Raw genomic sequence first — 11,940 nt, forward strand, 5'->3', positions numbered from 1 at the left:
CGCACGTTTTCGGGCACGCGCATAAAAAAGAGAGGCCGGGATGTACATCTATCGCTTGGTCCTGCTCCTGGTAGTGGGGATTTACCTGTTCTCCCCGGCCATCATGGATTGGTGGATCGACGCTACTGGCGCCTGGTATCGCCCTTATCTGCTCTGGCTGATTCTGATCGTCGTGACCTTCATCCTGCAGAGCCAAAAAGATGCCGATGAGCTTTAGCCTGACCCAGATGATCCTGATCAGCGCCGCGTACCTGGCGGTGCTGTTCGGCGTCGCCTGGATCAGCGAACGGGGCATGATCCCCCGGGCGATCATTCGCCACCCGCTGACGTACACCCTGTCGCTGGGGGTGTACGCCAGTGCCTGGGCGTTTTACGGCACGGTGGGCCTGGCCTATCAGTACGGCTACGGTTTTCTGTCCAGCTACCTTGGGGTCTCCGGTGCGTTTTTGCTGGCGCCGGTGTTGCTGTACCCGATCCTGAAAATCACCCGCACCTATCAGCTGTCGTCGCTGGCGGACCTGTTTGCCTTCCGCTTCCGCAGCACCTGGGCCGGGGCGCTGACCACTATCTTCATGCTGATCGGCGTGCTGCCATTGCTGGCCTTGCAGATTCAGGCGGTGGCCGACTCCATCGGCATCCTGACCCGCGAGCCGGTGCAGCACCGCGTGGCCCTGAGCTTCTGCGCCCTGATTACCCTGTTCACGATTTTCTTCGGCTCGCGCCACATCGCCACCCGCGAGAAACACGAAGGCCTGGTGTTTGCGATTGCCTTTGAGTCGGTGATCAAGCTGATCGCCATTGGCGGCGTCGGCCTCTACGCCCTTTACGGTGTGTTCGACGGCCCGCAACAGCTGGAACTGTGGCTGCTGCAAAACCAGACCGCCCTCGCCGCTTTGCACACGCCGTTGCAGGAAGGCCCGTGGCGTACGCTGCTGCTGGTGTTCTTCGCCTCGGCGATTGTGATGCCGCACATGTACCACATGACCTTTACCGAAAACCTCAACCCGCGCTCGCTGGTCAGTGCGAGCTGGGGCTTGCCGTTGTTCCTGCTGCTGATGAGCCTGGCAGTGCCGCTGATTCTTTGGGCCGGACTGAAACTCGGCGCCACGACGAATCCGGAATATTTCACGCTGGGTATCGGCATCGCCGCCAACAGCAAGGCGTTGGCGCTGCTGGCGTATGTCGGCGGGTTATCCGCAGCCAGCGGGCTGATCATCGTCACCACCCTGGCGCTGTCCGGGATGGCGCTGAACCATCTGGTGCTGCCGCTCTATCAACCACCAGCCGAAGGCAACATCTACCGCTGGCTGAAGTGGACCCGCCGGGCGCTGATCGTTGCGATCATCATGGCCGGTTACGGTTTTTACCTGTTGCTGGGCGCCGAACAGGACCTGGCCAACCTCGGCATCGTCGCGTTTGTGGCCACGCTGCAATTCCTCCCGGGCGTGCTGTCGGTTTTGTACTGGCCGACCGCCAACCGTCGCGGTTTCATCGCCGGGTTGCTGGCGGGAATTCTCGTGTGGCTGGTGACCATGCTGCTGCCGCTGGTCGGCAATCTGCAGGGCTTCTACATTCCGCTGTTGAACATGATTTACGTGCTGGATGACACCAGTTGGCACATGGCCGCGATCGCCTCGCTGGCCGCCAACGTGCTGATGTTCACCCTGATTTCGCTGTTCACCAACGCCAGCCCCGAAGAGGCTAGCGCCGCCGAAGCCTGTGCCGTGGACAACGTACGACGTCCGCAACGCCGGGAATTGCACGCGGCATCGCCTCAGGAGTTCGCTACGCAGCTTGCAAAACCATTGGGCGCCAAGGCTGCGCAGAAGGAAGTCGAGCAAGCCCTGCGCGATCTCTATCTGCCGTTCGACGAGCGCCGGCCTTATGCCTTGCGCCGCTTGCGTGACCGGATCGAAGCCAACCTCTCGGGCCTGATGGGACCCAGCGTGGCCCAGGACATGGTAGAGACCTTCCTGCCTTACAAGGCCGGCGGCGAGAACTACGTCACCGAAGACATTCACTTCATCGAAAGCCGTCTCGAGGACTACCACTCGCGCCTCACCGGCCTTGCCGCCGAACTCGATGCCCTGCGCCGTTATCACCGCCAGACCTTGCAGGAATTGCCGATGGGCGTTTGCTCGCTGGCCAAGGATCAGGAAATCCTCATGTGGAACAAAGCCATGGAGGAGCTGACCGGGATTGCCGCACAACGGGTGGTCGGCTCGCGCCTGAGCACGATTGCCGATCCTTGGAAAGAACTGCTGCAAGGCTTTATCAATCTGCCGGACGAACATTTGCACAAACAGCACCTGGCCCTGGACGGCCAGACCCGCTGGCTGAACCTGCACAAAGCGGCAATCGATGAACCGCTCGCGCCGGGCAACAGCGGCCTGGTATTGCTGGTCGAAGACCTGACCGAAACCCAGATGCTCGAAGACAAACTGGTGCACTCCGAGCGTCTGGCCAGCATCGGACGACTCGCGGCGGGTGTGGCCCATGAAATCGGCAACCCGATCACCGGCATCGCCTGCCTGGCGCAGAACCTGCGCGAAGAACGTGAAGACGATGGCGAGTTGAAGGAAATCAGCGGGCAGATCCTGGAGCAGACCAAACGCGTGTCACGCATCGTTCAGTCGCTGATGAGTTTCGCCCACGCCGGCAGCCATCAGCACAGCGACGAGCCCGTCTGTCTGGCGGAAGTGGCTCAGGATGCCATCGGTTTGCTCGCCCTGAACCGACGCAATTTCGAAGTGCAGTTCTATAATCTTTGTGACCCCGATCACTGGGTCGAAGGCGATCCGCAGCGCCTCGCCCAGGTATTGATCAACTTGCTCTCAAACGCCCGTGACGCCTCGCCTCCCGGCAGTGCGGTGCGAGTCAAAAGCGAAGCCGGCGAACACACGGTCGATTTGATCGTGGAAGACGAAGGCAGCGGAATTCCGAAGAACATCATGGATAGATTGTTCGAACCTTTCTTCACCACCAAGGATCCTGGCGAAGGCACCGGTCTGGGCCTTGCACTGGTCTATTCCATCGTTGAAGAGCATTATGGACAAATCACCATCGACAGCCCGGCTGATGTACAAAGCCAACGCGGCACCCGTATCCGGGTGACCTTGCCGCGTCATGTCGAAGCGACGTCCGCTGTGAACTGAGACCGTCGAGAGTATCGAATCAATGCCGCACATTTTGATCGTCGAAGACGAAACAATTATCCGCTCCGCCTTGCGCCGCCTGCTGGAACGTAACCAGTACCAGGTCAGCGAAGCCGGTTCAGTGCAGGAAGCACAAGAACGCTTCACTATTCCCACGTTCGACCTGATCGTCAGCGACTTGCGTCTGCCGGGCGCTCCGGGCACCGAGTTGATCAAACTCGGCCAGGGCACTCCGGTGCTGATCATGACCAGCTACGCCAGCCTGCGTTCGGCTGTCGACTCGATGAAGATGGGCGCGGTGGATTACATCGCCAAGCCTTTCGATCACGACGAAATGCTCCAGGCTGTCGCGCGCATCCTGCGTGACCGCCAATCGCTGCCGGCCGGCGGCGAACCGGTGACCGGCAAAGCCGGCAATGGCGCAGCGAAGCCAGGTGTCGATAACAGCAACGGCGAAATCGGCATCATTGGCTCGTGTCCGCCGATGCAGGACCTGTACAGCAAGATCCGCAAAGTCGCGCCGACCGATTCCAATGTGTTGATCCAGGGCGAATCCGGTACCGGTAAAGAACTGGTGGCCCGTGCCCTGCACAATCTGTCCAAACGCGCCAAGGCACCGATGATTTCGGTGAACTGCGCAGCCATTCCGGAAAGCCTGATCGAGTCCGAACTGTTCGGCCACGAAAAAGGCGCGTTCACCGGCGCCAGCGCCGGGCGAGCTGGTCTGGTGGAAGCGGCGGACGGCGGCACCTTGTTCCTAGACGAAATCGGCGAACTGCCACTGGAAGCCCAAGCCCGCTTGCTGCGCGTGTTGCAGGAAGGCGAAATTCGCCGGGTCGGTTCGGTGCAGTCACAGAAAGTCGATGTGCGTTTGATCGCCGCGACTCACCGGGACCTCAAGAGCCTGGCCAAGATCGGCCAGTTCCGTGAAGACTTGTATTACCGTCTCCACGTGATCGCCCTGAAACTGCCGGCCCTGCGCGAGCGCGGTGCCGACGTCAACGAAATCGCCAATGCCTTCCTGGCGCGCCAGAGCGCACGGGTCAACCGCACCGACCTGAAGTTCGCCGCGGACGCCGAACAGGCGATTCGTCATTACTCCTGGCCGGGTAACGTTCGTGAACTGGAAAACGCAGTAGAGCGCGCAGTCATTCTGTGCGAGAGCCCGGAGATTTCCGCCGAGCTGCTGGGGATCGATATCGAGCTGAGCGATCTGGAAGACGACGAGTTCATCGGCCTTCCTCCGCAGCAGGGCAACGGTGCCGGCAACAACAATCATGAGCCGACCGAAGACCTGTCCCTGGAAGATTACTTCCAGCACTTCGTTCTCGAGCATCAGGACCACATGACTGAAACCGAGCTGGCCCGCAAACTCGGGGTGAGCCGCAAGTGCCTGTGGGAACGTCGCCAACGCCTGGGCATTCCGCGACGCAAGACCGGGGTGGCCAGCGAGAGCTGAACCGCGCCTGTCTGATGTGTGGGTAACACGTGACTTTTTGAAAAAACTGTTACCCCATCTATCTCACGTAACAAAAGCCGGGGCTTACGGTAACGAAGCCCCGGTTTTTTTTGACCTCGAAAAACTCCACCACCCAGGCTAACCCCTTGTTTTACTGGGCTTCACCAAAGTTGGCACGCACCCTGCTATATGTTCAGTACAAGAACAATAACAAGCATTGCACAAGACAATAAAAATAAGACGAATCGACTCACGCACAATAAAAACAAGACGGCGAGAGGCGCAGCTAACTGATTCTTTTGGAGAGGCGTTGTATTTGGGGCTTGCCCCACGACCAGGCCGAGAATAATAAAAAACTGTCATAAGACAGTGCCTGAACTGGTTGGATCGAAAGATCACTGCAGCACAGCGACCAAAGCAATCCGTTTGCTCTTGGCTCCCGATTGGGAGGGTCATGAAGGAAAATCTTCATGGCGAGGGCACTTAACAAAAACAAAAAGCCCGAATCAAAAATAAAAATAGAGCATGCAACTACTTTCTTGGGGAGCTTCGGCTCCCCTTGTAGTTTCTGTGGCGAGGGGGTTTACCCCCGTTCCAGTGCGTAGCACTGGCAAGATTTCAGAAACGCTCAAGAGCTTGGGGCCGCTACGCGACCCAACGGGGATAAATCCCCTCGCCACAGTGCGCTGCTCGACAGCTGCTACACGCGCTTTCCAGACATGCCCTTCAAGCGCTTGCGCAGCTTCCTACACCATCCCCCGACTAAATGCTAGAATCCCCGCCCATCATGCGGTCATTCTTCGTTATGGCCGAACATTCCTTCAAACAGTGCATCCCATGCTGAAGAAGTTGTTCCAGTCATTCCGTTCTCCCAAGCGTCATACGCAACACATTCGCAGTACGCCTGAAGTGCTCAACAGCGGCCAACATTCGCTGCAAAAGGGCCAATTCAGCCGTTATGCGGTGAATATCGTCGAGCGCCTGCAGAACGCCGGTTATCAGGCTTATCTGGTTGGCGGCTGCGTGCGTGACATGCTCCTGGGCATCACACCCAAGGATTTCGACGTTGCCACCAGCGCCACGCCTGAACAGGTTCGAGCCGAATTCCGCAATGCGCGAATCATCGGTCGCCGCTTCAAACTGGTGCATATCCACTTTGGCCGCGAAATCATCGAAGTCGCGACCTTCCGCGCCAATCACCCGCAAAACGACGAGGAAGAAGACAGCAACCAGTCTTCCCGTAACGAGAGCGGGCGCATTCTGCGCGATAACGTCTACGGCACGCTGGAAGAAGACGCGCAACGCCGCGACTTCACCATCAACGCCCTGTATTACGATCCGGTCAGCGAGCGCATTCTCGATTACGCCAATGGCGTACACGACATCCGCAATCACCTGATCCGTCTGATCGGCGATCCGAAGCAACGCTACCAGGAAGATCCGGTGCGGATGCTGCGGGCTGTGCGTTTCGCCGCCAAGCTGAATTTCGGCATCGAAAAACATAGCGCCTTGCCGATCCGTGACCTGGCGCCGATGTTGCGCGAGATCCCGTCAGCCCGTCTGTTCGAAGAAGTGCTCAAGCTGTTCCTCTCCGGCCATGCCGCGGACACTTTCGAGATGCTGGTCGACCTTCAGCTGTTCGACCCGCTGTTCCCGGCCAGTGCCGAGGCGCTCGAATACAACCCGACGTACACCCACACCTTGATCAGCGAAGCGCTGATCAACACCGACCTGCGGATCAAACAGAACAAACCGGTGACCCCGGCCTTCCTGTTTGCTGCCCTGCTGTGGCCTGCCCTGCCGGCACGCGTGCTGCGTCTGCAAGACCGGGGCATGCCGCCGATTCCGGCGATGCAGGAAGCGGCTCACGAGCTGATTGCCGAACAGTGCCAGCGGATCGCGATTCCAAAACGTTTCACCATGCCGATCCGCGAGATCTGGGACATGCAGGAGCGTCTGCCACGGCGCAGCGGCAAACGTGCCGACCTGTTGCTGGACAACCCGCGGTTCCGTGCCGGTTACGACTTCCTGCTGCTGCGTGAGAGCGCCGGTGAGCAGACTGATGGTCTGGGCGAGTGGTGGACTGACTATCAGGACGCCAATGACAGCGAACGCCGGGACATGATCCGTGACCTCAGCGGCAAGGATGAAGGCACCGGCGCCCCACGCAAACGTCGTCGCAGCGGTGGCGCCAAGCGTAAACGCGCGGCTGGCGCACCGAGCGCCACGGGCGAGTAATCCATGGAACGCATCTACATCGGCATGGGCAGCAATCTGGCTGACCCCGCCGAACAATTGCGCAGCGCCGTCGAGGCGCTGGCGCAGTTACCGCAGACCGAACTGGCCGGGGTGTCCGCCTTCTATCAAAGCGACTCACTCCTGCCCGGCCAACCGCGTTACACCAACGCGGTCGCCGCCCTCGACAGCCTGCTCAACCCGCTGGACCTGCTTGATGCGCTGCAAGCCATCGAGAACGAACAAGGCCGCGAACGTCTTGAGCGCTGGGGCCCACGCACGCTGGACCTCGACATCGTGCTGTTTGGTGATCTGCTTATCGACGAACCGCGCCTCAGGGTGCCGCACTACCATATGCAAGAGCGCGCCTTCGTTCTGTATCCCCTGGCCGAACTGGCGCCTGCGGATCTGCACCTGCCTGACGGCCGCAGCCTGACGGAATTACTCGCCGCCTGCCCGTTCGTCGGCCTGGAACGCCTCTCCCCAAATTGACCAAAACCCCTGTAGGAGCGAGCCTGCTCGCAATAGGCGGTGTGTCATTCAGCATTGATGCTGGCTGATCCGCCGCTATCGCGAGCAGGCTCGCTCCCACAGGGATTTTGTGTTGAGCAAGATCTGCGGCATGCTGAAACGCATCAGTTACCCCGGTAACACCCACCGCGTAACAATGCGGTAACACATGCAATTGACTTCCCGAGTTCTCCTCACGACTATAGGCGTCCCGCTGCCGCCAACACGGCATTGAAGGGCGCAATCCAGGCCTTAAAAGCACGACAACAGACCGTGCGCCTGTATTTAACGAAGAATCACGCGCGTTACTCGCAGTAGTTTCCACAGCGCCTGAATGAGGAACTTTTCATGCCAGCCATCACCCTGACCACTCTGCAAGGTCTCAAGCAAAAAGGTGAAAAAATCACCATGCTGACCTGCTATGACGCAACCTTCGCCCATGCCTGCAATCAGGCTGGCGTCGAAGTGCTGCTGGTGGGCGACTCCCTCGGCATGGTTTTGCAGGGTCACGACAGCACCCTGCCGGTGACCACCGCGGAAATGGCTTACCACGTGGCAGCCGTCAAACGCGGCAACGCCGATGCGCTGATTCTCGCCGACCTGCCGTTCATGGCCTATGCCACCACCGAACAAGCCATGAGCAACAGCGCCCTGTTGATGCAGGCCGGTGCGCACATGGTCAAGGTTGAAGGGGCCTTGTGGCTCGCCGACTCGATCCGCCTGCTGGCAGAGCGCGGCATCCCGGTGTGCGCGCACATGGGCCTGACGCCGCAATCGGTGAACATTCTGGGCGGTTACAAAGTCCAGGGCCGCAGCGAGAACCAGGCGCGGCAGATGCGTGCCGACGCCATCGCCCTGGAACAGGCCGGTGCAGCCATGCTGTTGCTGGAGTGCGTACCAAGCGAACTGGCCCAGGAAATCACCCAGGCAGTGGGCATTCCGGTAATCGGCATCGGCGCCGGCAGTGGCACCGACGGCCAGGTCCTGGTTCTGCACGACATGCTCGGTCTGTCGATTACCGGCCGCGTGCCAAAATTCGTAAAGAACTTCATGAACGGCCAGACCAGCATTCACGCTGCCCTGAGCGCCTATGTTTCTGAGGTCAAAGCAGCCTCTTTCCCTGGGATCGAACACGGATTCTCTGCATGAACACCGTAAAAACCGTACGCGAACTCCGGGCCGCCGTGGCCCGTGCCCGCAGCGAAGGCAAGCGCATCGGCTTCGTGCCGACCATGGGCAACCTGCACAGCGGCCACGTTGCACTGATTACCAAAGCTTCCCAACGAACGGATTTCGTGGTCGCGAGCATTTTCGTCAACCCGCTGCAATTCGGCGCCGGCGAAGACCTCGACAAGTACCCGCGGACCCTGGCCGCTGACCAGGAGAAACTGCTGCAGGCCGGTTGCCACTTGCTGTTCGCGCCTACAGTCGAAGAAATGTATCCCGACGGCATGGCCGGTCAGACCCGCGTCAGTGTCCCGCAACTCTCCGAAGGCCTGTGCGGCGCCAGCCGTCCCGGGCATTTCGAAGGAGTGGCGACGGTGGTCAGCAAGCTGTTCAACATGGTCCAGCCTGACCTGGCGATCTTCGGCCAGAAAGACTTCCAGCAACTGGCGGTGATCAAATCCCTGGTCCATGACCTGAACATGCCGGTCCAGATCATTGGCGAACCCACCGTGCGTGCGGCCGATGGCCTGGCGCTGTCGTCGCGCAACGGGTTCCTCAACGAAGAACAACGGGCCGTTGCGCCGGTGGTGTATCGCGGCCTGAGCCAAATTGCCGAGTCGATCAAACAGGGTGAGCGGGATTTCCCGGCACTGATCGACGCACAGATCAAGCAGCTCGAAGCGGCCGGTTTGCGCCCCGATTACCTGGAGATTCGTCACGCGCAAACCTTGCGCCCGGCGACTCCGGAGGATCGGGACCTGGTGATTCTGGTGGCGGCGTTCCTGGGCACTACGCGGTTGATCGACAACCTGCACCTGAACCTTGACGCCACCGCCTGAACACCGCAAAACCCATGTGGGAGCGAGCCTGCTCGCGATGAGGGACTGACATTCAACATCTGTGTTGGCTGACAGTCCGCTATCGCGAGCAGGCTCGCTCCCACATTGGATCTTCGGCAGGTTCCTTGCCGTATTGCCGCCTCTAATGCCTTCGGGCAAACTGCCCGCCGTTCGATTCCGACCTGGGAAACCACTCATGCACGCCATCATGCTCAAAGCCAAGCTGCATCGCGCCGAAGTCACTCACGCCGTACTCGATTACGAAGGTTCTTGCGCCATCGACGGCGAATGGCTGGACTTGTCCGGCATCCGTGAATACGAACAGATCCAGATTTATAACGTCGACAACGGCGAACGCTTCACCACCTACGCGATTCGTGGTGAAGAAGGCTCGCGCATGATTTCGGTCAACGGCGCTGCCGCGCACAAGGCCAAGGTCGGTGACCGGGTGATCATCTGCGCTTACGCGCATTACAGCGAAGCGGAGCTGCTCAACTTCAAGCCTCGCATGTTGTACATGGCACCGGGCAATGAACTGAGCCACACCAGCAATGCCATTCCGGTTCAGGTCGCCTGATCGAACCCACGCCCCTTCCGTTTGTCGAACCGTTCCCTGCTTTGTGTATAAAAAAGTACCGGGAACGTGTTAGACAAAGTCAAGACAGATCGCAGCGCGAGGGTTACTGTATTCGCCCTGTGTCATTGAAATCGTGTCGACGCAGTTGACCGGACGCCTGCCCACGGCGCTCCGGGATTTTCAGTGTTCAAAAAAGCCGTTCAAGTAAAAAGGAAACCCGCAGCGATGGCGTACTACCGCACTCCTCATGACGTTACCGCTCTGCCCGCCTGGCAAGCGCTGAATGACCACCGCCAAGCCATGCAGGATTTCAGCATGCGCGAGGCTTTCAATGCCGATCCGCAGCGCTTTACTCAATTCACCCTCAGCAGCTGCGGCCTGTTTCTCGATTACTCGAAGAACCTGATCAACGCCGAGACCCGCAATCTGCTGGTGGGTCTGGCCAACGAAGTCGACCTCAAGGGCGCGATCAAATCGCTGTTCGACGGCGAAATCGTCAACTCCTCGGAAGGTCGCCCGGCCCTGCACACCGCCCTGCGCCGCCCGGTAGGCGACAAGCTGTCGGTGAACGGCGTCAACGTGATGCCTGAAGTGCACAAGGTGCTGAACCAGATCACCGACCTCGTGGGCCGCATCCACGACGGTCTGTGGCGTGGCTACACCGAGAAGCCGATCACTGACGTGGTCAACATCGGCATCGGTGGCTCGTTCCTCGGCCCCGAGCTGGTCTCTGAAGCGCTGTTGTCCTACGCCCAGAAAGGCGTGCGCTGCCATTACCTGGCGAACATCGATGGCAGTGAGTTCCACGAACTGACCATGAAGCTGCGCGCCGAGACCACACTGTTCATCGTCTCGTCGAAATCTTTCAACACCCTCGAAACCCTGAAAAATGCCCAGGCCGCTCGCGCCTGGTACCTGGCTCAGGGTGGTTCGGAAGCCGAGCTGTATCGTCACTTCATCGCCGTTTCCAGCAACAATGCGGCAGCCGTGGCATTCGGTATCCGTGAAGAAAACATCTTCCCGATGTGGGACTGGGTCGGCGGCCGTTACTCGCTGTGGTCGGCCATCGGCCTGCCAATCGCGCTGGCCATCGGCATGTCGAACTTCAAGGAACTGCTGTCCGGTGCCTACACCATGGACCAGCACTTCCAGAGCGCGCCATTCGACCAGAACATGCCGGTGCTGCTGGCCTTGCTCGGCGTCTGGTACGGCAACTTCTGGGGCGCGCAAAGCCACGCGATCCTGCCGTACGATCACTACCTGCGCAACATCACCAAGCACTTGCAACAGCTGGACATGGAATCCAACGGCAAGAGCGTGCGCCAGGACGGTACGCCAGTGTCCACCGATACCGGCCCGGTGATCTGGGGTGGCGTGGGTTGCAACGGTCAGCACGCGTATCACCAGTTGCTGCACCAGGGTACCCAATTGATTCCGGCCGATTTCATCGTGCCGATTGTCAGCTTCAACCCGGTTTCCGACCACCACCAGTGGCTGTACGCCAACTGCCTGTCGCAGAGCCAGGCGCTGATGCTCGGCAAGACCCTGCCGGAAGCCGAAGCCGAACTGCGCGACAAGGGCATGAGCGAAGAAGAGGTGCATAAAATCGCGCCGCACAAGGTGATCCCGGGCAATCGTCCGAGCAACACCATCGTGGTCGAACGCATCAGCCCGCGTCGCCTTGGCGCGCTGGTGGCGATGTACGAACATAAAGTTTTCGTGCAAAGCGTGGTCTGGGGCATCAACGCCTTCGACCAGTGGGGCGTGGAGTTGGGTAAAGAACTGGGCAAAGGCGTCTACAACCGCCTGGTCGGCAGCGAAGAGACCCCGGCTGACGATGCTTCCACCCAAGGCCTGATCAACTACTTCCGCGGTCGTCACCGCGGTTGATCTGACGCCGTTCCTGCGGGGTACTAACCTTGTAGGAGCCGGCTTGCTGGCGATAGCGGTGTGTCATTGGACGTTTTAGTCGACTGATACACCGCTATCGCCAGCAAG

Annotated in this window: 9 protein-coding genes; all 9 read left to right on the forward strand. The window is 59.7% G+C overall.

What is annotated here, in order from left to right; genetic code table 11:
* Positions 1 to 40: 40 nt before the first annotated feature.
* Positions 41 to 217 (forward strand): hypothetical protein, encoded by a 177-nt coding sequence (locus ACRC4F_RS00515; protein WP_003176118.1) that lies wholly within the window; start codon positions 41 to 43, stop codon positions 215 to 217.
* Positions 201 to 3,155: a sensor histidine kinase gene (locus ACRC4F_RS00520; protein WP_031319123.1), complete on the forward strand. Its 2,955-nt coding sequence runs from the start codon at positions 201 to 203 to the stop codon at positions 3,153 to 3,155. The genes ACRC4F_RS00515 and ACRC4F_RS00520 overlap by 17 nt, the downstream gene beginning before the upstream one ends.
* Positions 3,156 to 3,177: 22 nt before the next feature.
* Complete coding sequence (locus ACRC4F_RS00525; RefSeq protein WP_438657620.1) at positions 3,178 to 4,614, forward strand: sigma-54-dependent transcriptional regulator; 1,437 nt, start codon at positions 3,178 to 3,180, stop codon at positions 4,612 to 4,614.
* Positions 4,615 to 5,451: 837 nt separating this feature from the next.
* Entirely contained in the window at positions 5,452 to 6,852 is a 1,401-nt protein-coding gene (locus ACRC4F_RS00530; protein ID WP_438657621.1) for a polynucleotide adenylyltransferase PcnB, read from the forward strand.
* A gap of 3 nt (positions 6,853 to 6,855) precedes the next feature.
* A complete protein-coding gene (folK, locus tag ACRC4F_RS00535; RefSeq protein ID WP_438657622.1) occupies positions 6,856 to 7,341 on the forward strand; it encodes a 2-amino-4-hydroxy-6-hydroxymethyldihydropteridine diphosphokinase in 486 nt (161 codons plus the stop codon).
* Between the two features lie 366 nt (positions 7,342 to 7,707).
* On the forward strand, positions 7,708 to 8,508 hold the full coding sequence (gene panB, locus ACRC4F_RS00540; protein WP_438657623.1) for a 3-methyl-2-oxobutanoate hydroxymethyltransferase: 801 nt from the start codon (positions 7,708 to 7,710) through the stop codon (positions 8,506 to 8,508).
* Complete coding sequence (gene panC / locus ACRC4F_RS00545; protein ID WP_438657624.1) at positions 8,505 to 9,365, forward strand: pantoate--beta-alanine ligase; 861 nt, start codon at positions 8,505 to 8,507, stop codon at positions 9,363 to 9,365. The genes panB and panC overlap by 4 nt, the downstream gene beginning before the upstream one ends.
* 196 nt (positions 9,366 to 9,561) lie before the next feature.
* The gene (gene panD / locus ACRC4F_RS00550; RefSeq protein ID WP_003228271.1) at positions 9,562 to 9,942 is read left to right on the forward strand and encodes an aspartate 1-decarboxylase; all 381 of its coding nucleotides are present in this window, start codon (positions 9,562 to 9,564) and stop codon (positions 9,940 to 9,942) included.
* Positions 9,943 to 10,167: 225 nt separating this feature from the next.
* A complete protein-coding gene (gene pgi / locus ACRC4F_RS00555; RefSeq protein WP_438657625.1) occupies positions 10,168 to 11,832 on the forward strand; it encodes a glucose-6-phosphate isomerase in 1,665 nt (554 codons plus the stop codon).
* Positions 11,833 to 11,940 lie beyond the last annotated feature (108 nt).

It is taken from the genome of Pseudomonas sp., from assembly GCF_051660785.1.
Taxonomy (GTDB): Bacteria; Pseudomonadota; Gammaproteobacteria; order Pseudomonadales; family Pseudomonadaceae; genus Aquipseudomonas.

Excerpts from the sequence above, each read along its gene's own strand:
- ACRC4F_RS00525 (WP_438657620.1), top strand. The coding sequence starts at position 3,178 with ATGCCGCACATTTTGATCGTCGAAGACGAAACAATTATCCGCTCCGCC.
- panC (WP_438657624.1), top strand. The coding sequence starts at position 8,505 with ATGAACACCGTAAAAACCGTACGCGAACTCCGGGCCGCCGTGGCCCGT.
- panB (WP_438657623.1), top strand. The coding sequence starts at position 7,708 with ATGCCAGCCATCACCCTGACCACTCTGCAAGGTCTCAAGCAAAAAGGT.
- panD (WP_003228271.1), top strand. The coding sequence starts at position 9,562 with ATGCACGCCATCATGCTCAAAGCCAAGCTGCATCGCGCCGAAGTCACT.
- ACRC4F_RS00530 (WP_438657621.1), top strand. The coding sequence starts at position 5,452 with ATGCTGAAGAAGTTGTTCCAGTCATTCCGTTCTCCCAAGCGTCATACG.
- ACRC4F_RS00515 (WP_003176118.1), top strand. The coding sequence starts at position 41 with ATGTACATCTATCGCTTGGTCCTGCTCCTGGTAGTGGGGATTTACCTG.
- ACRC4F_RS00520 (WP_031319123.1), top strand. The coding sequence starts at position 201 with ATGCCGATGAGCTTTAGCCTGACCCAGATGATCCTGATCAGCGCCGCG.
- folK (WP_438657622.1), top strand. The coding sequence starts at position 6,856 with ATGGAACGCATCTACATCGGCATGGGCAGCAATCTGGCTGACCCCGCC.
- pgi (WP_438657625.1), top strand. The coding sequence starts at position 10,168 with ATGGCGTACTACCGCACTCCTCATGACGTTACCGCTCTGCCCGCCTGG.